The following is a 22,713-nucleotide window of genomic DNA, read 5'->3' as shown; positions in this document are numbered from 1 at the left end:
GATGAAAAGTCTGAATGTGCTCAGTGACCATCGTTCAGCGGCCAAGGCTTGGCAGCTTCGGCGAATAGGTCCATCCGGGGATCAAATACTGCATGGCCATCGCATCGTCGCGCGCGCCGGTGCCGACTTTTCTGTACAGCTCGTGCGCGGCGGCGATGCGGTCCAGGTCCGGTTCGATGCCCAGGCCGGGGCGATCGGGTACCGCCACTTCGCCGCCGACGATCTGCAGCGGCTCGCGGGTCAGGCGTTCCTGCCCTTCCTGCCAGATCCAGTGCGTGTCGATCGCCGTGATGCGGCCCGGCGCGGCGGCGGCCGCGTGCGTGAACATCGCCAGCGACACATCGAAGTGATTGTTGGAGTGGGAACCCCAGGTCATGCCCCATTCCTGGCACAGCTGGGCAAGGCGCACGGAACCCTGCATGGTCCAGAAATGCGGATCGGCCAGCGGGATGTCGACGGCGCCCAGCAAGTGCGAATGGGCCATCTGCCGCCAGTCGGTGGCGATCATGTTGGTGGCCGTCGGCAGGCCGGTGGCGCGCCTGAATTCGGCCATGGTCTCGCGGCCCGAGTAGCCGTTCTCGGGGCCGCAGGGATCTTCGGCATAGGCCAGCACGTGGCCCTGGCCGCGGCACAGGCGGATCGCCTCGTCGAGCGACCAGGCACCGTTCGGATCGAGCGTCACGCGGGAATCGGGGAAGCGTTTCTTGATGGCGGTGACGGCCGCGATTTCGTCCTCGCCGCGCATCACGCCGCCCTTCAGCTTGAAGTCGCGGAAGCCGTAGCGGGCCACCGTGGCCTCGGCCTGTTCGACGATGGCTTGTACCGTGACGGCCTCCTGGTGGCGCATCGTGTACCAGTCATCCTTTTTGCCCGAGCCTTCAAGGTAGGGCAGGGCGGTGCGCGTGCGGTCGCCGATGTAGAACAGGTAGGCCAGCATCGGCACCCTGTCGCGCTGCTGGCCGGCGCCCAGCAGTTCGCAGACGGGCACGCCCAGGTGCTGGCCCAGCAGGTCGAGCAGCGCGGCCTCGATCGCCGTGACGACGTTCTCGATGCGCAGGTTGATTTCATGGGGCTGCTGCAGCACGGCCGCCTCGGCGGCCGAGGTGACCTGGTGCTGCAGCGTTTGCGGCCCACTGGCTTTTCCGGCGATGCCTTCGCGCACCGCGTTCAGCGTGCGGTTGAAGCGTCCGATCGGCGTGCCGACCACGCGGGGAATCGCACTTTCCAGCGCTTTCGTGATGCCCGCGCCGCCCGGCACTTCGCCCATGCCGGTATGGCCGGCGCTGTCGGTCAGCAGCACGAGCGTGCGCAGGAAATACGGGCCGTGCGCGCCGCACAGGTTGAATAACATGCTGTCGTAGCCGGCCACCGGAATCACCCGCATCGCGGTGATCACGGGTGTTTTTGTCTCCACATTCGTCTCGTTATTATATGTTGCCTGTACCATCGGCTTAACCTAAAATGAATAGCGCTAACATTTTGCAGTGTGCGGTATTTGGGATGGCAAGTCAACATATCCGCAGTGTAAAGATCGGCAAAGCGGATGGTGAAGATAGCGCTACAACATCCGGCGCGCACGGCAAGCCGAGAAATGCGGGCAAAGTACTGGAAAGTCACTTCCAGACACCATAAAAACGGAGACAACATGCAGAAAACGCATATGCACCTGGCCGCGCTCGCGGCCGGCCTGCTGCTGGCCGCAAGTGCGGCGACGGCCGCCGATTCGCCGAAAAAATGGCACTGGGTCGCCTCGTGGGGCGCGGCCCAGATGACCCCGGAACCCCAGAACGAGCTGCCGCAGGAGCACTGGCGCGACGCCACGCTGCGCCAGATCGTGCACGTGGCGCTGGGTGGCGAAAAACTGCGGGTGCGCATCAGCAATGTGTTCGGCACCACGCCGCTGACGGTGGAAGCGGCCGGCATCGGCCTGGCGAAGGCGCCCGGCAATCCGGATATCGATCCGCAATCGGCCAGGGTGCTGACCTTCGGCGGCCGTGCTTCCGTGATGATCCCGGCCGGCGCGGAATACTACAGCGACGTGGTGACCCTGCCGCACAAGGCCGGTGCCGATATCGCCGTGTCGCTGTACTTCAATGGCGCGCCATCGAAACAGACCGGCCACCCGGGCTCGCGCGCCACCAGCTTCGTGGCCAAGGGCCAGCTCACGCTGGACGCGGCATGGAGCGGCGCCGAGAAGATCCCGCGCTGGTACATGCTGGCCGACGTGGAGGTGCAGGCGCCGCGCGACGTGGGCGCGGTGGTGGCGGTCGGCGACTCGATCACCGATGGCTACGGCACCACGACGGATGGCAACGACCGCTGGCCGGACGTGCTGGCCGGCCGCATCGCGCAGGGCGGCAAGCCGATGGGCGTGGTCAACGTGGGCATCGGCGGCGGCCGCATGCTGCGCGACGGCCTGGGGCCGAACCTGGCGTCGCGCTTCGACCGCGACGTGATCGCCCGCGCCGGCGTGACACACGCGGTGGTGATGATCGGCGTGAACGACCTGGGCGGGCAGCACCGCAACGGCGAGGACATCCCGGCGGCGCGCGCCAAGATGGTCGAGGACTTGCAGCAGGCGCACCGCCAGCTCGTCGAGCGCGCGCACGCTCATGGCATCTGCGTGATCGGCGGTACTGTCACGCCATATGCCGGCAGTGACTATTACCGGCCGGCGGCGGCCAACGAGGCGGACCGCCAGCAGCTGAACGAGTGGATCCGCAAGTCCGGCGTATTCGACGCGGTGGCCGACTTCGACGCGGCGCTGCGCGACCCGCAGCAGCCCGACAAGCTGCGCAAGGAGTATGACAACGATGGCCTGCATCCCTCCATCGCCGGCCTGCGGGCGATGGCCGAAGCGGTGCCGCTGAAGGCGCTGGCCAGCCGTTGCGGAGCGAAATGATGAGAAAAACCATGCTGATGGCCGCGTCGTTCGCGGGCGCGCTCCTGCTCGCCGGCGGAGTGCAGGCGGCCGCGACGTACCGCAATCCCGTGATCACCGGCTTCCACCCGGACCCCAGCATCTGCCGCGTGGGCAAGGATTACTACCTGGCCAACAGTACCTTCGAGTACTTCCCCGGCGTGCCGATCTTCCACAGCCGCGACCTGGTGAACTGGAAGCTGATCGGCCATGCGCTGACGCGCGAATCGCAGCTGCCCCTGAAGGGCCAGCGCGCCTCGCGCGGCATCTACGCGCCGACCTTGCGCTGCGAGGGCGACACGTTCTACATGATCACTACCAACGTCGAAACCGGCGGTAATTTCATCGTCCACACCAAGGATCCGGCGGGCGAGTGGTCGGAACCCGTGTGGCTGAAGGAAAAGACGCCGTGGATCGACCCGTCGCTGTTCTTCGACGACGACGGCACGGTGTACTACACGCGGCACGACGGCGGGGAAAAGGGCGGCATCGTGCAGTCGCGCATCGACGTCAGGACGGGCAAGCTGCTCGATGAACCGAAGCGGATCTGGAACGGTACCGGCGGCGTGTGGCCGGAAGGCCCGCACCTGTACAAGGTGAACGGCTGGTATTACCTGATGATCGCCGAAGGCGGCACGTCGTACGACCACATGATCACGGTGGCGCGCTCGAAGTCGCCGTTCGGGCCGTTCGAGGCGCACAAGGGCAATCCGATCCTGTCGCATCGCGATCATCCCGCATCGCCGTTGCAGGCCACCGGCCACGGCGACATGGTGCAGACCGACGAAGGCAAGTGGTGGATGGTGCTGCTGGGCGTGCGGCCCACCAGGCATGACGGAAAAAACAAGCATCACCTGGGCCGCGAAACGCTGCTGGCGCCGGTCACCTGGCAGGATGGCTGGCCGGTCGTCAATGGTGGCAAACCGCTGGCGCTGGAGATGAGCGCGGCCGGCCTGCCGCCGTTGTCGCCGCTGCCGAAGGCGCCGGTGCGCACCGGGTTCGACCAGCCCAGGCTGGACCTGCACTGGACCTTCGTGCGCGGCCCGTCCACCGGCCTGTATTCGCTGGCGGCGCGGCCCGGCTTCCTGCGGCTGAACGGCAACCAGGCCAGCCTGGACGACGTGGCCACGCCGGCCTTCGTGGCCCGGCGCCAGCAGGACCTGAACGCGCGCATCGCCGCGCGCATCGACTTCAAGCCGGCCGGCGCGGGGCAGTATGCCGGCCTCGCGCTGCGCATGAACGAAGCCAATCACTACCAGTTGCGGATCGCTGGCAGCCAGGCGGCACGGCGCATCGAGCTCGTCACGCGCATGAAGGGAACAAGCACAGTGGTGGCCTCGACCGCATTGCGTCCCGGGCCGGTGGACCTGCAGGTCCGCGCCTGGCCCGACCGCTACGAGTTCAGCTACGTGCAGGATGGCGGCAAGCCGGTGGTGCTGGGTTCCGCGCCGACGGCCGCGCTGTCGTCCGAAGACGCGGGCGGCTTCACCGGCGTGTTTGCCGGCGTGGTGGCGACTGGGGCGCCGGCCGACGTGGACTGGTTCGACTACGAACCGCTGGGAGACTGATCGATGGTGTTACCGATGGTATTACGTTCCATCCTGCTGGCGCTGCTGCTCCAGCTGTCCGGCGCCGCGCAGGCGCTGGGCCAGAAACCATTCATCGCGTTCGAACGCGACAACGCCGATGCGGTGGAACTGCTGGCCAGGGGCAGGGCGGCGCCGATCTTCGTCGACGCGGGCGACCACAAGGGCGTGCTGCGCGCGGCCGGCGACCTGCAGGCCGACCTGGCCCGGGTCGGCGGCGTGAAGCCGGTCCTGCGCCAGGTGCGCAACGCCGAGGCGCCGATCGGCATCGATATCGTCATCGCCGGCACCCTCGGCAAGAGCGCGCTGATCGACGGCCTGGCGAAGTCCGGCATGCTCGACGTGGCACCCATCCGCGGCAAGTGGGAAGGCTATCTCGTGCGCACCGTGCGCAACCCGATGCCCGGCGTGCAGCGCGCGCTGGTGATCGCCGGCAGCGACAAGCGCGGCACGATCTACGGCATCTACGAAGTCTCCGAACAGATCGGCGTGTCGCCATGGTACTGGTGGGCCGACGTGCCGCCCGTCAAGCGCAAGGCGCTTTACGCGCAGGCCGGCACCGCCGTGCAGGATGCGCCGGCGGTGCAATACCGCGGCATCTTCCTGAACGACGAGGCGCCGGCGCTGACCGGCTGGGCGAAGGAACGCTACGGCGGCTACAACAGCAAGTTCTACAAGGGCGTGTTCGAGCTGATCCTGCGCCTGCGCGGCAACTACCTGTGGCCGGCGATGTGGGATGCCGCTTTCTTCGACGACGATCCGGAAAACGGCCGCCTGGCCGATGAATACGGCATCGTGATGGGCACCTCGCACCACGAGCCGATGATGCGCGCCCACAAGGAGTGGTCGCGCTACGGCAAGGGGCCGTGGGACTACAGCCGCAACGAGGCCGTGCTGAAGGACTTCTGGCGCGATGGCCTGAAGAAGACGCGCGGCTACGAGAAAGTGGTCACGCTCGGCATGCGCGGCGATGGCGACGAGCCGATGTCGCAGGATGCCAACGTCGCCTTGCTGGAGAAGATCGTGGCCGACCAGCGCAAGATGATCGGCGAGGAACTTGACCCCGACATGGCCAAGGTGCCGCAGGCGTGGGCGCTGTACAAGGAAGTGCAGGATTACTACGAGCAGGGCATGCGCGTGCCGGACGACGTGCTGCTGCTGTGGTGCGACGACAACTGGGGCAATATCCGCCGGCTGCCGACCGCCCAGGAACGCAAGCGCGCCGGCGGCGCCGGCGTGTACTACCACTTCGACTACGTGGGCGGGCCGCGCAACTACAAGTGGCTGAACGTGACGCCGCTGCCGAAGGTGTGGGAACAGATGCACCTGGCCTGGAAGCACGAGGCGACGCGCATGTGGATCGTCAACGTGGGCGACCTGAAGCCGATGGAAGTGCCGATGGAGTTCTTCCTGACGTACGCATGGAACCCGGCGGCGTGGCCGGCCGACCGCCTGCAGGAATACCTGCGGCTGTGGGCGGCGCGCGAGTTCGGCGCCCGCGATGCGGCCGATATCGCCGACATCGTGGCGAAATACGCAAAGTACAACGGCCGGCGCCGGCCGGAGATGCTGGAGCCGGCCACGTACAGCCACGTGAACTACGGCGAGTCGGCCCGCATCGTGGCCGAGTACCGCGAGCTCGAGGCGCGCGCCGAGAAGATCGCGGCCAGCCTGCCGAAGGAACGCCGCGATGGGTTCTACCAGCTGGTGCTGCATCCGGTGAAAGCGGGCGCCGTCGTCAACGAGCTGTACGCGGTGGCGGGCCTGAATCGCCTGTACGCGAAGCAGGGCAGGGCGGCGGCGAACGACATGGCCGAACGTGCCCGCGCCCTGTTCCGCGACGACGCCGCGCTGACGCGCCGCTACCATGCGATCAACGGCGGCAAGTGGAACCACATGATGGCGCAGACCCACCTGGGCTACACCTACTGGCAGCAGCCGCCCGTCAACGTGATGCCGGCCGTCAGCGAAGTGCAGGTACCGAAGGCGGGCGCGCTGGGCATCGCCGTCGAAGGTGCCGAGGGAGCCTGGCCGGACGCGCACGGCCTGAAGCTGCCGGCACTCGACGCGTTCGAGCGCAAGCCGCGCATGGTGGAACTGTTCAACCGGGGTGGCACGCCGTTCCGGTATTCGGTGCGCGCCAGCGAGCCATGGATCGTGCTCGACAGGACGTCCGGCACGGTGGACAAGGTGCAGAGGGTCGCCGTCGACGTGCGCTGGGACCAGGTGCCGGCCGGCGCGACGGGGGCCACGCTGTTCGTCACCGGACCGAACGGGGAAGCGAAGATCGAGGTGCCGGTGCACAAGCCCGCCGGCGCCGCGCCGGTGCGCGGTTTCGTGGAAACCCATGGCGTGGTGTCGATCGAGGCCGAGCACTACGCCCGCGCGGTGGCCGCGCCGGGCCGCGACTGGCTCAATGTGCCGGATCACGGCCGCACGCTGTCCGGCATGACGACCTTGCCGGTCGACGCGCCGGCGCTGGCCCCGGCCGACGGCATGCGGCTGGAATACGACATGCACCTGTTCAGCAGCGGCAACGTCAAGGTCCATGTGACCGTCGCGCCGACCCTGAAGTTCCAGCCGGGCCAGGGCCTGCGCTACGCGATCGCCTTCGACGACGAGGCGCCGCAGGTGGTCAACCTGCATGCGGACGCGTCCGAGAAGCACTGGGAGAAGATCGTCGGCGACGGCGCCGCCGTGTTCACGTCGCGCCATGCGATCGGCAAGCCGGGCGCGCACGTGCTGAAGATCTGGGCGCTCGACCCGGCTGTCGTGCTGCAGAAAGTGGTGGTCGATGCGGGCGGCATGAAGGCCAGCTACCTGGGACCGCCGGAGAGCCCGCGGGTGAAGTGATCATGGGTGACGTAATCATGGGGGCATGCCGATGAACCGGACGCAGATCGCCGAACGGCTCAGGCTGGGCAGGCATCTGGAAGCCGAGGTCACGGCCGCCGGTGAACAGCGGCGCACGTTCATCGAAGTACGCCCCATGGTGGACGACGCTGTCGCCAGCGTTGTCCACCGCGGTACTGGAATCGAGCATGTGCTGTCACGGAGGACGCCCAATGCCGATGTCATCGCCGCCTACCGGGTGCGCCGCTGCACGCTGTCGCCCGGGTGGGAAGCGTATCCGGACGACTGGGACCATTACGTTCATGCGCAGGACTGGCATGCCTGCCCGACACTCCAGGAACTGGAGCAGCACCTGACCGCCGCGTTCGGCATCGGCATCGAGGCGCTGCGCCTGCCGGGAACGACGGATTCGCCGCTATGATGCGGTCTCGATGAAAGGTGCAGATGGAACTTGAACTCGACGGCCAGGCAATCCGGTCCGAGGCTGACTTTCACGCGGCGATCATGGCGGCGCTGCCGTTTCCGCATTACTACGGCAGGAATCTGGACGCGCTGTGGGACGTGCTTTCGACCGACGTGGAACGGCCGGTGCGTATGGTCTGGCGCCATTCGGCCTTTTCACGCGAGGCCATGGGTGAGCGTTTCGATACCATCGTGTCCATCCTGCGCGATGTGGAGCGGCAGGATGTGGAGTTGAACTTTTCCGGACGGTTTTCGCTGGTGCTGGACTGAACGACACGTTACCGGCAGCCTTCGCCGGGCGCTGCCGTTCCATCATGATCCGTCCGTGTCGGGGAGCTAGGCGGCGCGTTGCGGCATCGCGCGCAGCGAGGCAGCGATGGCTTCGCGCAGCGGCTTGGCGCGCAGCTGGGCATCGTAGGGGCAGGGGCGCTGCGGCAGTTTGTCCTTGCGCGGCGCCTCGTCCCAGGTCTGCAGCCAGCTGACGTTGTCCGACAGGCCCCACAGCAGGAAGTCCTTCAGCTGCGGGTAGGACAGCGTGATGTCGAGGTAATCCTTGGCCAGCGCCGCCACGCCGGCGTCGCGCATCGCGAAGTCGGCCGGCAGCATGCGGTCGTTGACGTCGAACTCGGTGATCAGCAGGTCGTAGCCCATGCCGGTGACTTCGTCGAGGAAGGCGCGCCAGTCGCGTTCCGGATTGGTTTTCTGCTTGACGTCGTCCCACGAACCGATGTGGCTCTGGATGCCCAGCGCGTGCACGGGCGTGCCGCGCTTCTTCAGTTCCGCCAGCATCTTCAATACGCCGGCGCGGTGTTTCGCGCTGCCGGCATCTTCGCGCATGTAGTCGTTGTAGACCAGTTGCGCGTGCGGCGCCTGCTCGCGCGCGACGCGGAAGGCGAAGTCGATCTGCTCGATCGCGCCCATGCGCTGCGTGAACACGTTGGCGCGCATCTCGCCGGTTTCCGGTTCGACCGCCTCGTTGACCACGTCCCAGCTGTAGATGCCGGTTCCGTAGTGTTTGCAGACGGTGGTGATGTGCTCGCGCAGCAGGCGCTCGGCTTCGGCGCTCCCTTGGCCGAAGTCATGCTTGTTGACCCAGGCCGGCAGCCATTTCGCCGGCTGCCACACCAGCGTATGGCCGCGCACCTGCATGCCTTCCTTGCGGGCCCACGCGAACATCTCGTCGGCCGGGCCGAAGTTGTGCCGGCCGCGCTGCGGTTCGAGCGCCGGCCACTTGGTTTCGTTTTCCGCCACGATGACGCCGCATTCGCGCGCCATCAGCGCGCGGTGCGCCGGGTCCTTGAAGTACTTGTAGCCGAGCGCGTTACCGAAGCGCAGGCCCTTGGCGGCGGCGATCGCCTTCAGCGGCTCGGGCGCGGCGGCGAACAGCGGGGGCAGGGTGGTGGCGCAGGCGGTGCCGGCCAGCAGGCGCAGCATGTCGCGGCGGGTGGTGGTCATCTTGTCTCCTGTGCGGCGCGGTGGCCGTCATTATTTGATGTGGCTTATTTAGGTAGCCTAATGCCAAAGGTTACGCTAACATCGATAACAGTGCAAACGGTTGCGCTACCAAAAAACAACGGAGACATGATGCGAATTCTGAACCGGAGTGCCGGCGGGGGCCCGCGCGGCGGGCGAATCAACGGGCGGGCCCTCAGTGGTGCGATGGCGGCGGTCGTCGCGCTGGCGTTGTCATTGGCCGTGCTGGTCCCCGCGCAGGCGGTGGAAGAGGATGGCTACCAACTGTGGTTGCGGTACCGTCCTGTGCAGCAGGCCGCCCAGCTGCAACAGCAGGCGCGCACGATCACTTATGACGGCAAGGCATCCCCGACCGTGCAAGCCGCCATCGATGAATTGCGCCGCGGGCTGCAGGGCATGGCCGGCAAGGCGCCGGCTTCGGGCACCGCGGCTGCCGACGGCGCCATCGTGCTGGCGAAGGCGGGTGCGCTGCCGCAAGGATTCAAGACCGATGGGCTGGCGGAACTGGGCCCCGAAGGCTACCTGCTGAAAAGCGCCAGCGTGAACGGCAAGCGCGTGACGGTGATCGCCGCCAACGAGGACATCGGCCTGCTGTACGGCGCCTTCGGCCTGTTGCGCGCGCTCGGCACCGGCAAGACCCTGGCCGCGCTGGACGAGCGCGCCGCACCGAAGCTGCAGTTGCGCGTGCTGAACCACTGGGACAATCTCGACCGCACCGTGGAACGCGGCTATTCGGGCCAGTCGATCTGGAACTGGTGGGAGCTGCCCGACATCCGCGAGCGGCAGTACGTGGATTACGCGCGCGCCAATGCGTCGCTGGGCATCAATGGCACGGTGCTGAACAACGTGAACTCCAAGGCCGAGATCCTGACCGCGCCGTGGATCGCCAAGGTGGCCGCGCTGGCCGATGTGCTGCGCCCCTACGGCATCAAGGTCTACCTGTCGGCGCGCTGGTCCACGCCACTGGAACTGAAGGAAACGAAGACGGCCGATCCGCTGGCGCCGGAGGTGGCGGCATGGTGGCGCGCCAAGGCGGACGAGATCTACCGCGCCATCCCCGATTTCGGCGGCTTCCTGGTCAAGGCCAATTCCGAGGGGCAGCCCGGCCCGCAGGATTACCACCGCAGCCATGCCGATGGCGCCAACATGCTGGCCGCCGCGCTGGCGCCGCACAAGGGCATCGTGATGTGGCGCGCGTTCGTGTACGCGGCCGAGAAGCCGGACGACCGCGCCAAGCAGGCCTACGACGAGTTCAAGCCGCTGGACGGCAAGTTTGCGCCGAACGTGATGGTGCAGGTGAAGAACGGCGCGATCGACTTCCAGCCGCGCGAGCCGTTCCACCCGCTGTTCGGCGCCATGCCGAAGACGCCGCTGATGATGGAATTCCAGATCACCAAGGAATACCTGGGCTTCGCGATGCACATGGCTTACCTCGGCCCGCTGTTCGAGGAAGTGCTGAAGGCGGACACGATGCAGCGCCCGAACGGCTTCACGGTGGCGCAGGTGCTGGAAGACGCCGATCACGGCAGGCGCCCGACCGGCATGGCCGGCGTGGCCAATATCGGCAGCTCGCGCACCTGGAGCGGTTCGCACTTCGACCAGGCCAACTGGTATGCGTACGGGCGCTTTGCCTGGGATCCGCAGGGCGACTCGCGCGCCTTCGCGCGGGAATGGGCGATGCAGACGTTCAGCCGCGAGCCGCAAGCCGTCACGCAGATCGTCGACATGATGATGCGCTCGCGCGAAGCGGTGGTCGACTACATGACGCCGCTCGGCCTGCACCACCTGATGGACACCGGCCACCACCACGGACCGGGGCCATGGGTCGACAACCTGGGCCGCCCGGACTGGAACCCGACCTATTACCACAAGGCCGACAAGCAGGGCATCGGCTTCGACCGCACGGCCAGCGGCTCGAATGCGCTGGCGCAGTACGCGCCGGGCGTGGCGAAGCGCTGGGCCGATCCGCGCACCACGCCGGAAGAGCTGTTGCTGTGGTTCCACCACCTGCCGTGGAATTACGCGATGCCGTCCGGCCGCACGCTGTGGACCGAACTGGTGGCGCGCTACGATCGCGGCGTCACGGAGGCGGAAGGCTTGCGCGCGCGCTGGGAGAAGCTGAAACCGCTGGTGGACGAGCGCCGCTACGGTGAAGTGGCGCAGCGCCTCGACACGCAGGTGAAGGAAGCGCGCTGGTGGCGCGATGCGTCGGTGGCGTACTTCCAGTCGGTCTCCGCGCTGCCGCTGCCGCCGGGCGTGCGCAAGCCGGAGCGCACGCTGGAGCAGTACAAGGCCATCAAGTTCCCGTACGCGGCAGGGCACCATTGAGACGGTCGGGGCCGATGGGTGCGCTAACATCGGTCCCGCCGCGGGATGTTAGAATGATAAATTCGGAACTGCGTGCGCCGCGCGTGGAAAAACCATGGCATGCGCGTATGTTAGAGTCCGCAAAAATAATTATTCGATAAGACCAGTCCGATGACGAAAATACAGGCGAAAGCGTACGGCGCGCCGGGGGAAAAGGCGCCGCAGGCGTCGGGGCGCGGCGACCGGCCGGGCGTGCCGACGATGTCCGATGTCGCCAAGCTGGCCGGCGTCTCGCCGATGACCGTGTCGCGCGTGATGAACGGCGACCCGAACGTGCGCCCGGCCACGCGGCGCAAGGTGGACGAGGCGGTAGCGGCGCTGAACTATGTGCCGAACCAGGCCGCGCGGCGCCTCGCCGGCGCGCGCGCGATCCGCATCGGCTTCCTGTATTCGAACCCGTCGGCCGGCTACCTGAGCGAATTCCTGGTCGGCCTGCTGAACCAGGCCAGCATCCACAACGTGCAGCTGGTCGTCGAGAATTGCGAAGACGGGCACACGTGGGAAGCGCATTCGCGCCGGCTGATCGAGAACGGCGTCGACGGCATCATCCTGCCGCCGCCGCTGTGCGATACCCCGGAACTGATCGAGCTGATCGCGCTGGCCGACATGCCGGCGGCCACGGTCGCCTGCGGCCAGCCCGACCCCCGCGTAGGGGCCGTGTCGATCGACGACTACCAGGCTGCCTACGACATGACGAGCCACCTGATCTCGCTGGGCCACCACCGCATCGGCTTCGTCATCGGCCACCCGAACCAGACCGCCTCGGCGCGCCGCCTGGAGGGCTACAAGGCCGCCATCGCCGACAAGGGCGGCGACGCGTCGCCCGAACTGGTGGCGCAGGGCATGTTCACGTACCGCTCCGGGCTCGACGCGGCGGAAATCCTGCTGGGCCTGGAACACCGGCCCACCGCCGTGTTTGCCAGCAACGACGACATGGCCGCGGCCACCGTCGCCATCGCCCACCGGCTGGGCCTGGACGTGCCGGGCGACCTCACCGTGGCCGGCTTCGACGATACCGCGCTGGCCACCACCATCTGGCCCGAGCTGACCACCGTGCGCCAGCCCATCGCGCAGATGGCGGAAATGGCCGTGCAATTCCTGGTGCGCCAGATCCGCGCCCAGCGCGACGGCGCCGTGCAGGCGCCGGAACACATCGTGATGGATTTCTCGCTGATCCGGCGGCAATCCGACGCCGCCCCGCGGCGGCGGCCCAAGCTGGCCGGGAAGACTGTCGAGGCTTGACTTCCAACCTGGACAGGGAAGTTAAAAATCTTTCCTGGAAAACAGGGTCCGTCCCCATTTCGAAATCGCATGCATTCACCCCAGCAGCGAAAGGCTGGGGTCAGACCCGCCGGGTCTGACCCCGGAATTTGCACTTGGGTGGGGTTATCTAAGCGGTATTAGGGTATTCTGCCGAGCCCGCCGCAGCGAGGGAAGGTCAGATGTTGTCCAGGTTTTCCAGCTGGCGGGCAAACAGCCGCTCCTGCAACCGCAGCTCTTCCGCCGTCAGGCCTTCATAGGCGCGGGTGGTGCGCCCCCAGACTTCCGGCATCACCTGTTCGATCAGGCTGCGGCCCTGGTCGGTGAGCGAGATCATCACGCAGCGGCGGTCGCCGGGCCGGTTGCCGCGCGTGATCAGGCCCTGTGCTTCCAGGTCGTTGCATACGCGGGTGAGGTTGGCGGGCTTTTCCATGCAGGCCTCGCCCAGCGTGGATGCCGTCGACGTCTCGTTTTCCGAGCCGTACAACACGGCCAGCACCATGTAGCTGGCGTCGACCAGGTCGTATTTGCGCAGCACCGCGTTCGACAGGTCCTTCATGCGCTTCTGCACGTGGTACGTCATGCGGAGCAGGCGCATCAAGTCTTCCGGGAAAGCGGGCATGCGCTCCCGGATGGTCTTCAAGCGCTTGTTCGTTGCGTCAAAACTGCTCATCGGCGCACTCCTGTGCAATAGGTCTGTCAATACATGGATTGTACTAGTGGTTGCACAAAGGTAAATTGTTTTTAGCTGCCCGGCGCTCGCCGCTAGCGCTATCTGCCGCGGCTGCTCCGGCCGGAGAGCGGACCCCAACCGTTCGCGGTCGCACGCGGCAACCGCCCCCGTCTACCCCGGCAAACGGCTGTGCTGAAGGGCGTCGCTTGCATCCAGGATGCCAGTCCGTCACGCGCCGGACAGCGCGTGTGGCGAGCTGGACCACGTGCAAACCTGACCCTCCTGGGGTTCCCGCGGGGTTGAAGAGTGTATCTTTGCTACAACATTTTCGGTTCGGACAAGGCGGGCAACCGTGCTGTAGGGCAAGGAACCGGTGTTGCGCTCAGCCGGCACCGCCCGCTTCGGCGGTCCGTGTGCCGGATGAAGCCTGGCGGGCAGGCCCAGGTACCGGAAAGCGGGGACAGGCGGCCGACCGCACGCCAGCGAGAGCGGCCGGCTTCAGGCGATTACTGCGCGTAGTGCTTGCGGGTCTGGGCGACGTCCATGTCGGCTTCGCTTTCGATCAGCGTGCCGTTCTTGCGGGCGGCGATCACTTGCGCCTGCACTTCGGCGCGGGTCAGCCCGTGGCGCTGCGGCGCCTGTTGCGTGACAGCGGCGCCGGCGGCGGTCGCCGTGCTCGCCGTGGCCGCGGCCGTCGCAGCTTCGGTGTTTTCCGCGCCGATGGCGGCACCGGTGGTGGCGAGGGCGAGGGCGGCGATGAGGTAGTAAGCGGTTTTCATGATGGTTCCTCCAGTGAATACCCGTATTATATCTATGAATTGTACATTACTGAAATAATGCGTCGTGATGGAGGTAATTCACGGCGGCAATGACATCCTGCCTGGGCCTGGTCGGGAACGGCGCAGCCCGAACACCGGGGCCAGCAGCCAAACAGGTGGCAACATCGTTCAACGTTGCGCCAAACCCGGGCAAACACCTCGGGTGCGACGCCGTTCGGTACAGGCTGTTACAGTCCTGGCAATGCCGCATGCCGGCGATGCAATCACAGGAGGCACTATGTCAGGTACCAGCACACTCGATCCCGATAACTTCCCGTCCGCGCCGGACCGCGTGCTTGGCCGCGGCCATGGCACCGGCGCGCTGGGCCCCAGCGACACGTCCGATTCGGGCAGCGATATCCAGGGCGGCTCCGGGCTTGCCCAGCAAATCGAGGAAAACAACCTCGATGGCGGCACCAACGAGGATCTCGATGAAAACACGGCGGGCGGCACGGCCGGCCCGGATGTCGGCGATGCCGACCTGGACAGCGATACGGACGCCGGCGGCACCGGTGAGCGGGCAACCGTGGGGCGCGACACGACGGCGCCCGACGGCGCCGATATCAATGTCGACCATATCGAATCGGTACCGCTGACCGGCGAACGGGACGTGGACGATATCGAAAGAGGCGCCTGAAGCGGCGCAGCAGGCCTGGCACGCGGCACCACGCGGGCCGGAAACACGACGGGGCCGCCAGGCCCCGTTGTCACATCACCCCGCGTCACGGGGTATCACATCGGCCGGGGCGCTACGCCGCGGCAGCCGTCTTCACCACCGGTTCCGTGAATTCAAAGCGCTTGATTTCGCCCACCAGGAACAGGTAGCACAGCACCGTCACCAGGGCATTGGCGCCGACGAACACGAGCGCGCCGTAGAACGAACCGGTGGCCTGCAGGATGATGCCGATGACGATCGGCGTCGTGATGCCGGCGGTGTTGCCGAACATATTGAACAGCGATCCGCTCATGCCGCCAGCCTGGCTTGGCGACGTATCGCCAACCACGGCCCAGCCCAGCGCGCCGATGCCCTTGCCGAAGAACGCCAGCGCCATCACGGCAACCACCACCCAGTCCTGCTCGACGAAATTGCACAGCACCATCGTGGTGGCGAGCAGCATGCCGCCGATGATCGGCGTCTTGCGCGCCACCGAGGTGCTGTAGCCGCGCTTGATCATCCGGTCCGAGATCACGCCGCCGAGAACGCCGCCGAGGAAACCGGCGATCGCCGGCAGCGCGGCGACGAAGCCCGCCTTCAGGATCGTCATGTGGCGTTCCTTGACCAGGTAGATCGGGAACCACGTCAGGAAGAAATAGGTCAGCGTATTGATGCAGTACTGGCCGATATAGATTCCCAGCAGCATGCGCGAGGACAGCAATTGCTTCAGGCATGACCAGGTATCGATCTGCGGCCGGGCGGCGGCCGGCACGCCGGTCGTTTCCAGGTCGACCAGCGCGCCGCCCCGTTCGATGTGCAGCAGCTCCGCCGCGTTGGCGCTGGGATGCTGGCGCGGGCCATGCACGAACTTCAGCCATGCCAGCGACATCGCGATACCCAGCCCGCCCATCACGAAGAACACGCTTTCCCAGCCCAGCGAGTGAACCAGCCAGCCCATGATCGGCGCGAACAGCACGGTGGCGAAGTATTGGGCCGAGTTGAAGATGGCGGCGGCCGTGCCCCGTTCAGCGGTCGGGAACCACGAAGTCGTCAGACGACTGTTGCCTGGAAAGGAGGGTGCCTCGGCTGCGCCGACGATCAGGCGCAGCGTGAACAGCATGGCGACGGCGGCGCCGCCGCTGAAGAAACCGACCCATCCCTGGAGCAGCGTGAACAGGGACCACAGGAAGATGGAAAAGAAATAGACGATCTTGGTGCCGAAGCGGTCCAGCAGCCAGCCGCCGGGCAGCTGGCATAGTACGTAGGACCAGGAGAAGGCCGAGAAGATCAGCCCCATCTGGACGGGCGTCAGCCCCAGTTGCCGGCTCAGTTCGGGGCCGGCGATCGAGATCGTGGCGCGGTCGGCGTAGTTGATCGTGGTGACAATGAACAGGATTGCGAGAATGGTCCAGCGTACGCGGGTGGCCTGGATGGCCGGCAGGTGTTGACCCATGGTGTCTCCGGTGAACTGTGGCTCTGGTCGTCAGTCGTCATACAACATGAGCGAGTATAACGACCACAGTCGAGCCGGAGCAAGCGCTTTGTTAATGAAATTTATTGAGCCTCCCGGTGCCAATCGGCCGCCGGGCCGGCCATGGCGCAAAAAGGGCCGGCCTGGAATCGTCCAGGCCGGCCCCTTGCGCCCTGCGCGGGAATCGTGATCAGCCGGTATTGCGCTGGTTGGCGTCGCCGGCCGGCCGCGTCAGCATCCATGCGGCAACCAGCGCACCGCCGCCCAGCAGCGCCAGTTTCAGGGGCGAGCGGGTGACCGGGCGATAGCTCGTTTCACCGGTGGTCTGGATGCCGAGCCGCTGCTGCAGTTCCTGGTCGGGATCCGGCGAATGCAGGGCATCGTTGCGGAACCAGCGCGACGGCTTGTTGGTACGCTGCTGGTTCCACATCGCCGTCTCGCCCAGCTTGTCGAACAGGCGCGGCAGCGTGAAGCCGCCCACCGCGTTGGCCTTTGCCGCATTGCCGACGAACACGTCGCGCTTCGGATGCTGGGCCGCGTCGAGGATCGCCTCGGCCACCATTTCCGGCGGGTAGACGGGAGCCGGCAGCGTCGGTTCCACGCTCATGTAGTTCTTCGCGTGCACCGGGAACATCGTGTCGATCGCCGCCGGCTTGACCAGCGTGACGGAGATCGGCAGCCTGTCGTGCTCCAGTTCCATGCGCAGCGCATCCGTATAGCCTTTCACGGCGTGCTTCGATGCCGCGTACATGCCTTGCAGCGGCACCGCCACTTCGGACAGTTCGCTGCCCAGGTTGATCAGCGCGCCGCCATCCTTCTTCAGGTGCTTGACCGCTTCCAGCGAGCCGTTGACCACGCCCCAGAAATTGGTCTGGAACAGGCGGTGGTTGTCTTCCTCGCTGACTTCCTCGGCGCGGCCGAAGATCGACACGCCGGCATTGTTGATCCACGTGTCGATGCGGCCGAAGCGCTTGAGCGCGGCCTGCGCCAGCGCATGCACCTCGTCCTTCTTGCCCACATCGGTGGGCACGGCCAGCGCTTCCGCGCCGCGCTGGCGCAGTTGCTGCTCGAGTTGTTCCAGGGCTTCTTCGCCCCGTGCCGCCAGCACCACCTTGGCGCCACGCGCGGCGGCCATCCGGGCCGTGGTCAGGCCGATGCCGCTGGTGGCGCCGGTGATGACGATGACCTGGTCCGACAGTCGTTTCAAACGCATGTTGTGCTCCTTTGCAGATTTGTACGATACCAATTGTTCCCGCGATATCGTACCCGGCGGCACCCTGCATGGAGCACACCATTCCGGCAGTCAAGACTTCGCCCGGCGGCGCCTGCCCGGCAGCCGCCACTGCGCCAGGAACGGTGTTCGACAATCAGCCGGCGCTGCCGGACGAGCCGGCCCACAGGTTGATGCCGCCTTCCTGGGCCAGCGCATCGATGGCGCGCAGCTCGTCGTCGCTGAAGGCCAGCTGGTCCAGCGCAGCGATGTTCTCGCGGATCTGCGCGCTGTTCGAGGCGCCGATCAGCGTGGACGTGATGCGCGGGTCGCGCAATACCCACGCCAGCGCCATCTGCGCCAGCGACTGGCCGCGTGCCCGCGCGAGGTCGTTCAGGCCCCGCACCCGCCGCAGGTTGTCCTCGGAAAGGTGCGCCGCCTGCAGCGAGCCGCCGCCGGGGCGGTTGATGCGCGCGTCCTGGGGGATGCCGTCCAGGTACTTGTCGGTGAGGATGCCCTGCGCCAGCGCGGTGAAGGTGATGCAGCCGATTCCCTGTTTCCCCAGCGTGTCGAGCAGCCCTTCGCTTTCGATCCACCGGTTCAGCATGTTGTACGACGGCTGGTGGATCAGGCACGGCACCTTCCACTCCGCCAGCAAACGCTGCGCTTCCACGGTCTTTTCCGCCGAATAGGAGGAAATGCCCACGTACAGCGCCTTGCCCTGCTGGACCGCATGCGCCAGCGCGCCCATGGTTTCCTCGAGCGGCGTGTCGGGGTCGAATCGGTGCGAATAAAAGATGTCCACGTAGTCCAGCCCCATGCGCCGCAGGCTCTGGTCCAGGCTGGCAAGCACGTACTTGCGCGAGCCGCCGCCCTGGCCGTACGGGCCCGGCCACATGTCCCAGCCCGCCTTGGTCGAGATGATCAGTTCATCGCGGTAGGGCTGGAAATCGTCGCGGAAGATGCGGCCGAAGTTGGTTTCGGCGCTGCCGTACGGCGGGCCGTAGTTGTTGGCCAGGTCGAAGTGCGTGATGCCGTGGTCGAACGCGGTGCGCAGCATGTCGCGCTGGGTGGCCGCGCTCGTGGTGTCGCCGAAGTTGTGCCACAGGCCCAGCGACAGCACCGGCAGTTTCAGGCCGCTGCGCCCGCACGTGCGGTACTGCATGGTTTCATAACGGTGGCGGGAAGCCGTGTAAGTCATCGCAACCTCGGTGAATGATGGATTCTGGGGATGATAGCGCAACGATGGTGTGCAGCATGGCATGGCACGCCTGTGAATGCGCGCCTCTGGTTTGCCAGTCCCGGCCATACCTCAGCCGGTCGAAAATTTTTACAACCGGCGCCTCTCGGCGCATCGGCTCCGCTTTCCCTTTGATAGGAATCAACGGCTTGAGCGAGCTGGCACAGCACTCGCTTGGGAATACCGTACCCAGATGGGCTAACCGGTGGAGGCCATGATGACTCATGTATTGACGCTTATGCGATGGTTTCTTGCTCTAGGCCGCTTGTGTCTCCTTGTCTTGATCACCTTGTCGATCCCGCCATTGGCATCGGCTGCAACCATCACCTACGGCGTCACGCAACTCGACGGCGATCGGTGGCAATACGAATATGTGATATCAGCCCACGATCCGGGGTTCACGATCGAGGAATTCACGATCTTCTTTTCAACGGCTGACTTTGCCAATCTTTCCATGGAGGCGGCGCCCGAGGGGTGGGACGCGATCGCCATTCAGCCCGACCCGTCATTGCCTGCAGAGGGGTACTTCGATGCGCTCGCGACAGGGCCAGGCCTCGCCGCGGGCATGACGGCAGGCGTTTTTCGCGTGTCGTTCGATTTTCTCGGCACCGGTAGTCCGGTAGCCCAGCGGTTCGCCGTAGTGGATCCTTTCACCTTTGATGTGCTTGCATCCGGCATGACATCGCCAGTACCCGAGCCGCGCCAGGGGCAGCTTCTCGCGCTCGGCCTGGGCAGTTTCGTCGCTTTGCATTGCGCTCGCAGGAGGCTCGGCTTTGCGGGACATGGGGCAGGGAGGTCATCATGAACACGTCCCTTCAAGGGCCAGTTGCAGGCCGGTGGCGCCTGGCCGCAGTGTTTTTGTTTGTCGCAATGCTCGTCGCATGCGGCGGGGGGACGGAACAGCCGAAACAAGGCGCCGCGCGGTACTTGGCGGCGGCAGCGAAGGCCGTCGATAACCCGGAAGGCGTCGTCATCTCGGGGTTGCAACTGAAGGTCGAGCGGCGCATCAGCCGTACGGTGTTCGAATATGAATACGAGGTGCAGGTCAGAAATGACGGTGCCGCCCTGAAGGATTTCGTCGCGCAGATCACCAGCAGCGGACCGGGTACCACGATCATCGATGGTAGGGCTGCTCTTGCTTCCTTGCCGGCTGGCGCGACGACGGCACTGAACGACCGCGTGGTCCTGCGCCAGGATCGCACGATGCCTTTCCAGCCTGCGTCACTGGCATGGCACCTCAGCGGAAGTAGTGGGATCGTGTCGGCATTGCCGGGCGCGCCGTCGGACCCGGCGCTGAACGCGATCGTCGAGTTCGACAGCGACCCGCCATTCCCCGGCAATGAATTCGAGATGGATGGTGCACGCGGAGCACCGGTCTTGCGGAGTAAAGTTGTTTTCGGCCTGGTGGAAGGCGCAACGGTCGGCCAGGTCAACGCACTGCTGCAATCCCTGAACGCAGAAATCGTCCGTAGTTATGAAAAAACCGCCGTGCTGGAAGTGCGCATCGCAGACCCCGGGAGCCTGGCCGCCCTGGATGACTTGCTGGAGACCCTCCGCGGGCACCCTGTTGTCGGCTTTGCCTTACCGGTCAGCCTGGAACCGGCCAATGCGCTGCCCGAGCCATACCTCGGACAGAATCCGCCGGCGCTCGATTATGTCGCGCACCAGCTTTCCGTGAAGGCTGCGGCAACGTGGAATGCCCGGCGCGCGGTTGAGATCAGCGGGCGGTCAAGCGGGCCGGTCTTGCTAGTTGCCGATTATTTTGGCAATGGAACGCCCGCCGACAGCCTGAATGCCTGGCTGCCCGCACAGCCTTCGCATGACGGGTTTCTGACATGGGAACTGAATCCACATGGCTATCATGTGCTGGGTATCGCGGCAGCCAGTTTCGGGCCAGCAGGCGGCACTTCCTCTACGGAGGCGATAACCGGGATTTACAGCGCAGGCCCGCCGCTTTCAGTGGATGTAACCGATCTCACCTTCTGGAGGGCGTTTTGCGATAGCCCAGAAAGGGAGCGTCCATGCTCCGGAAAAACGACCAGCGATCGACTTCGCTCGCTGTTGCAGTTGCATGCGAATAGCGGTCGGAAAGTCGTCTTGAATACGAGCCTGGGATACAACGGTCCAGACACTGGATTGACAATTTCGGAGGCCGATGCGCAGAAGGAATACTGGCTCCTGCTGATTCGCGGAGGCCACGGGAATGTTGCCTCGCCGCTGGAGAACCTGTACTTCCATGCCGCTGCGGCAGGCAACCGTGCAGACCTGCCTGCCCGGCAGAACATTGGCTGGACGCGCGCGGCAATCGATGGCTTCCTGCTTAACACTGCGGTGGTCGAGAACCGCGTGCATCTGCTTGCCCCTCCATACAGCCCAGCCTGTCTTGCAGCAAACTCGTCTTTCGGTGGCAATTTATCGGCCATCGGTGCGAATCCGCGAGCCCACCCGAACAATGGCGTATGGTCTTATGGTAGCGCGGAAGGAACACCGCGTCGATTAGGTGGCACGTCGATGGCGAGCCCTCAGGTTGCCGGACTTGCCGCGCTGTTCTGGGCGATCCGGGATGATTTGACCGGACCGCAATTGCTGAGAGTGATGACTGGTCATGCCGTTCCTGCGCCGACCCCATGCCGCGCCGATGCACCTGTGATCGACACCTACGCCACCGTATTGGCCGCCGATGATCCGGAGGCACTCCTCGGCCCGATGGGCGATCCCGCAAAAGCGCCCGTGCGGATGGCGATCCTCGACGTCGACCAGGATGGCGAGTTCACCAACGATGACGCCAGGGCTTTCGTGGATGCGTTCGTGGCATCCGCGGGGGGATCTGCATTCGTGCCCATACGCACGCGCACGGTCGCCGGGAGGACCGTTGACATGAGCCGGTTCGACCTGAATGCGGAAGGCAATGTCGGCGGGGCGGGTACTGCCCGCTTCAATCTGGATGTCGACTACGACGCCGAGCGCAAGTCTCGTTACGGAATGGTCCGATACGAGCCCGTCAGGCCCCAGTTGGTGGAACTGGACGAGAACGCCGTCACCGACTTCCAGATCCTTTGTTATTACATCCACAGCCCATTGCGGCGCGACAGCAAGGGCACGTTGGCCGATCTCGGGCAATATTTGTCATCGCAAGGCCTGTCTTGCATCGGACCACTGGTCGGCGTCGAGATCAGGATTGCCGATCTCAATACGGGCTGGGGCGGCCTGCCGGCGACCATCCGGATGTCGCAACTGTATCCTGTCTCGCGCATCGCATTCCAACTGGTCGGGAATTCGGCCACCTGCGGTAGCCAAGGGCAGCCGTTGGGCGAACGGGGCAGCCCCCTGTTCAGCAACAGCGTTGATGCGAATGCGCTGTTCCATGGAGCACGCGTCGTTACAGGCGTGCCCTATCAGCTCAGCAGTGGAGCCCCTAATCTCAATAACTGCTCGAGCTTCTTTGCCTACAAGGCCGTGCAAGTGGATGGAGAACTTCAGCCGCTTGTCAAATTGTGGGCCAATGCCACTGGCAGGACCGTTTTCGGCTTTAGCGGTCCACGTTCGGACTGGGAATACCAAGTACGCTATTATTCGGGCGACCCTGAGCTGCAATATTCGGACAAGAAAGTCTCCGTTGGGTTGGTAGCCAACAGTGGTGTTTATGTCGAAAGCTTCAGGTCTGTCCAAAACTCGTTGAGTTACCTGCTTGGGCCCCCGGTCCAGTAAGCAGGCATCGTCCAGCA

The 22,713-nt window shown here is 65.6% G+C and carries 17 protein-coding genes; 10 read left to right on the top strand and 7 right to left on the bottom strand.

All coding sequences use genetic code 11. The annotated features are described in order from the left end of the window. Window positions 1-34: 34 nt before the first annotated feature. Entirely contained in the window at window positions 35-1,447 is a 1,413-nt protein-coding gene (locus tag EYF70_RS21135; protein WP_131147168.1) for an enolase C-terminal domain-like protein, read from the bottom strand. 198 nt (window positions 1,448-1,645) lie between these two features. Here EYF70_RS21135 and EYF70_RS21130 point away from each other — a divergent pair, with 198 nt between their 5' ends. The 5 genes from EYF70_RS21130 to EYF70_RS21110 are packed head-to-tail and all read left to right on the top strand — an operon-like array spanning window position 1,646 to window position 8,091. Beyond that, entirely contained in the window at window positions 1,646-2,902 is a 1,257-nt protein-coding gene (locus EYF70_RS21130) for an SGNH/GDSL hydrolase family protein (RefSeq protein ID WP_229420489.1), read from the top strand. Then, window positions 2,899-4,488, top strand: a complete 1,590-nt coding sequence (locus tag EYF70_RS21125; protein WP_218943708.1) for a glycoside hydrolase family 43 protein — start codon at window positions 2,899-2,901, stop codon at window positions 4,486-4,488. The genes EYF70_RS21130 and EYF70_RS21125 overlap by 4 nt, the downstream gene beginning before the upstream one ends. A gap of 15 nt (window positions 4,489-4,503) precedes the next feature. Next, window positions 4,504-7,359 (top strand): glycosyl hydrolase 115 family protein, encoded by a 2,856-nt coding sequence (locus EYF70_RS21120; RefSeq protein WP_218943707.1) that lies wholly within the window; start codon window positions 4,504-4,506, stop codon window positions 7,357-7,359. Between the two features lie 31 nt (window positions 7,360-7,390). Further along, window positions 7,391-7,780 (top strand): hypothetical protein, encoded by a 390-nt coding sequence (locus EYF70_RS21115; protein WP_131147166.1) that lies wholly within the window; start codon window positions 7,391-7,393, stop codon window positions 7,778-7,780. 23 nt (window positions 7,781-7,803) lie between these two features. Further along, window positions 7,804-8,091, top strand: coding sequence for a barstar family protein (locus EYF70_RS21110; RefSeq protein ID WP_131147165.1), 288 nt, complete (start codon window positions 7,804-7,806; stop codon window positions 8,089-8,091). A gap of 66 nt (window positions 8,092-8,157) precedes the next feature. Here the strand turns inward: EYF70_RS21110 and EYF70_RS21105 are convergent, their stop codons facing one another. Further along, entirely contained in the window at window positions 8,158-9,276 is a 1,119-nt protein-coding gene (locus EYF70_RS21105) for an endo-1,4-beta-xylanase (protein ID WP_131147164.1), read from the bottom strand. 126 nt (window positions 9,277-9,402) lie between these two features. On the opposite strand from EYF70_RS21105, the gene EYF70_RS21100 reads away from it, so the two are divergent. Both EYF70_RS21100 and EYF70_RS21095 read left to right on the top strand, forming a co-directional pair. Further along, entirely contained in the window at window positions 9,403-11,622 is a 2,220-nt protein-coding gene (locus tag EYF70_RS21100; RefSeq protein WP_229420488.1) for an alpha-glucuronidase family glycosyl hydrolase, read from the top strand. A gap of 150 nt (window positions 11,623-11,772) precedes the next feature. After that, window positions 11,773-12,903, top strand: coding sequence for a LacI family DNA-binding transcriptional regulator (locus EYF70_RS21095; protein WP_131147163.1), 1,131 nt, complete (start codon window positions 11,773-11,775; stop codon window positions 12,901-12,903). A 196-nt stretch (window positions 12,904-13,099) separates the two neighbouring features. Here the strand turns inward: EYF70_RS21095 and EYF70_RS21090 are convergent, their stop codons facing one another. Both EYF70_RS21090 and EYF70_RS21085 read right to left on the bottom strand, forming a co-directional pair. After that, entirely contained in the window at window positions 13,100-13,594 is a 495-nt protein-coding gene (locus EYF70_RS21090; RefSeq protein ID WP_131147162.1) for a MarR family winged helix-turn-helix transcriptional regulator, read from the bottom strand. A 506-nt stretch (window positions 13,595-14,100) separates the two neighbouring features. Next, on the bottom strand, window positions 14,101-14,373 hold the full coding sequence (locus EYF70_RS21085; RefSeq protein WP_229420487.1) for a DUF4148 domain-containing protein: 273 nt from the start codon (window positions 14,371-14,373) through the stop codon (window positions 14,101-14,103). Between the two features lie 277 nt (window positions 14,374-14,650). On the opposite strand from EYF70_RS21085, the gene EYF70_RS21080 reads away from it, so the two are divergent. Continuing rightward, entirely contained in the window at window positions 14,651-15,049 is a 399-nt protein-coding gene (locus EYF70_RS21080; RefSeq protein WP_131147161.1) for a hypothetical protein, read from the top strand. A 112-nt stretch (window positions 15,050-15,161) separates the two neighbouring features. On the opposite strand, the gene EYF70_RS21075 is transcribed toward EYF70_RS21080, so the two are convergent. The 3 genes from EYF70_RS21075 to mgrA all read right to left on the bottom strand — a co-directional run bounded on the left by EYF70_RS21075 (window position 15,162) and on the right by mgrA (window position 18,949). After that, window positions 15,162-16,520: an MFS transporter gene (locus EYF70_RS21075; RefSeq protein WP_165497756.1), complete on the bottom strand. Its 1,359-nt coding sequence runs from the start codon at window positions 16,518-16,520 to the stop codon at window positions 15,162-15,164. Window positions 16,521-16,728: 208 nt separating this feature from the next. Then, window positions 16,729-17,751, bottom strand: a complete 1,023-nt coding sequence (locus EYF70_RS21070) for an SDR family oxidoreductase (protein ID WP_131147160.1) — start codon at window positions 17,749-17,751, stop codon at window positions 16,729-16,731. Window positions 17,752-17,905: 154 nt separating this feature from the next. Next, a complete protein-coding gene (mgrA, locus tag EYF70_RS21065) occupies window positions 17,906-18,949 on the bottom strand; it encodes an L-glyceraldehyde 3-phosphate reductase (protein ID WP_131147159.1) in 1,044 nt (347 codons plus the stop codon). Window positions 18,950-19,202: 253 nt separating this feature from the next. Between mgrA and EYF70_RS21060 the strand changes: the two genes are divergently transcribed. After that, the gene (locus tag EYF70_RS21060; RefSeq protein ID WP_131147158.1) at window positions 19,203-19,793 is read left to right on the top strand and encodes a hypothetical protein; all 591 of its coding nucleotides are present in this window, start codon (window positions 19,203-19,205) and stop codon (window positions 19,791-19,793) included. Further along, complete coding sequence (locus EYF70_RS21055; RefSeq protein WP_131147157.1) at window positions 19,790-22,696, top strand: S8 family serine peptidase; 2,907 nt, start codon at window positions 19,790-19,792, stop codon at window positions 22,694-22,696. Before EYF70_RS21060 ends, EYF70_RS21055 begins: the two co-directional genes overlap by 4 nt. Window positions 22,697-22,713 lie beyond the last annotated feature (17 nt).

The sequence above is a fragment of the Pseudoduganella albidiflava genome, assembly GCF_004322755.1.
Lineage (GTDB): Bacteria > Pseudomonadota > Gammaproteobacteria > Burkholderiales > Burkholderiaceae_D > Rugamonas > Rugamonas albidiflava.
The sequence above is the reverse complement of the archived record's forward strand: the minus strand, read 5'-3'. Positions and strand labels throughout refer to the sequence as shown.

Bases quoted from the DNA above. Each gene is read 5' to 3' on its own strand.
- EYF70_RS21085 (WP_229420487.1), bottom strand. From the start codon at position 14,373: ATGAAAACCGCTTACTACCTCATCGCCGCCCTCGCCCTCGCCACCACC.
- EYF70_RS21095 (WP_131147163.1), top strand. From the start codon at position 11,773: ATGACGAAAATACAGGCGAAAGCGTACGGCGCGCCGGGGGAAAAGGCG.
- EYF70_RS21125 (WP_218943708.1), top strand. From the start codon at position 2,899: ATGATGAGAAAAACCATGCTGATGGCCGCGTCGTTCGCGGGCGCGCTC.
- EYF70_RS21060 (WP_131147158.1), top strand. From the start codon at position 19,203: ATGATGACTCATGTATTGACGCTTATGCGATGGTTTCTTGCTCTAGGC.
- mgrA (WP_131147159.1), bottom strand. From the start codon at position 18,949: ATGACTTACACGGCTTCCCGCCACCGTTATGAAACCATGCAGTACCGC.
- EYF70_RS21130 (WP_229420489.1), top strand. From the start codon at position 1,646: ATGCAGAAAACGCATATGCACCTGGCCGCGCTCGCGGCCGGCCTGCTG.
- EYF70_RS21075 (WP_165497756.1), bottom strand. From the start codon at position 16,520: ATGGGTCAACACCTGCCGGCCATCCAGGCCACCCGCGTACGCTGGACC.
- EYF70_RS21070 (WP_131147160.1), bottom strand. From the start codon at position 17,751: ATGCGTTTGAAACGACTGTCGGACCAGGTCATCGTCATCACCGGCGCC.
- EYF70_RS21090 (WP_131147162.1), bottom strand. From the start codon at position 13,594: ATGAGCAGTTTTGACGCAACGAACAAGCGCTTGAAGACCATCCGGGAG.
- EYF70_RS21055 (WP_131147157.1), top strand. From the start codon at position 19,790: ATGAACACGTCCCTTCAAGGGCCAGTTGCAGGCCGGTGGCGCCTGGCC.
- EYF70_RS21100 (WP_229420488.1), top strand. From the start codon at position 9,403: ATGATGCGAATTCTGAACCGGAGTGCCGGCGGGGGCCCGCGCGGCGGG.
- EYF70_RS21120 (WP_218943707.1), top strand. From the start codon at position 4,504: ATGGTATTACGTTCCATCCTGCTGGCGCTGCTGCTCCAGCTGTCCGGC.
- EYF70_RS21105 (WP_131147164.1), bottom strand. From the start codon at position 9,276: ATGACCACCACCCGCCGCGACATGCTGCGCCTGCTGGCCGGCACCGCC.
- EYF70_RS21115 (WP_131147166.1), top strand. From the start codon at position 7,391: ATGAACCGGACGCAGATCGCCGAACGGCTCAGGCTGGGCAGGCATCTG.
- EYF70_RS21135 (WP_131147168.1), bottom strand. From the start codon at position 1,447: ATGGTACAGGCAACATATAATAACGAGACGAATGTGGAGACAAAAACA.
- EYF70_RS21080 (WP_131147161.1), top strand. From the start codon at position 14,651: ATGTCAGGTACCAGCACACTCGATCCCGATAACTTCCCGTCCGCGCCG.
- EYF70_RS21110 (WP_131147165.1), top strand. From the start codon at position 7,804: ATGGAACTTGAACTCGACGGCCAGGCAATCCGGTCCGAGGCTGACTTT.